Source organism: Arthrobacter sp. JCM 19049 (assembly GCF_001310435.1).
This window is the reverse complement of the sequence record NZ_BAXF01000937.1, coordinates 1-542: the sequence shown is the minus strand read 5'-3', so window position 1 is coordinate 542 and position 542 is coordinate 1. Positions and strand designations below refer to the sequence as shown.

1 pseudogene is annotated in these 542 nt (G+C 71.0%); it reads right to left on the bottom strand.

Annotated elements, in window-relative coordinates:
* Positions 1-542 (bottom strand): annotated as a pseudogene (locus JCM19049_RS17225) (AMP-binding protein); the annotation flags it as partial.

Genomic DNA, 542 nt, shown 5'->3' with positions numbered 1-542 from the left:
CGCGGGCGGTGCGCACTACGTGGCCCAGGCGGCTTCGACCACAGGCGTCCCTCGACATCCAGGTGGCCAACGTCCCCGGTCCGGTGCCATCCGGGGATGGAGACGCTTTGCTGCTCGGTGATCCAGAGCCGGTCGTAGCGGTCCTTGACGTGTGGAGCGCGAACCAGGATCTCCCCGGTGAGCTCCGGGGTCGTGGTGGCTCATCCGCCACGTTCCCGGAGGCGCCCAGGGCGGCGATCGCGATCTGCGCCCCGGCGACGGGGGTGCCGACACAGACGCCATTGCCGTTGCCGGCCGCCCGGATCTCGTCCAGGTCAATGTCCGTCACCGGCAGGGCCTCGGTCATCCCATAGGGGGTGTGCACCCCGGCGTGGGGGACCAGCTGTTGGACCTTGGCCAACAGGGGCTCGGGCACCGGTGCCCCGGCCGAGAGCGTCAGGGTGACCTGCTCCAGGACCTGGCGTTGCCCGGCATCCAGACGCCCGCTGGTGGCCACCACGTTGGCCAGGGCGGCCGGTGAGGCGAACACCGTGCTTGCGTTG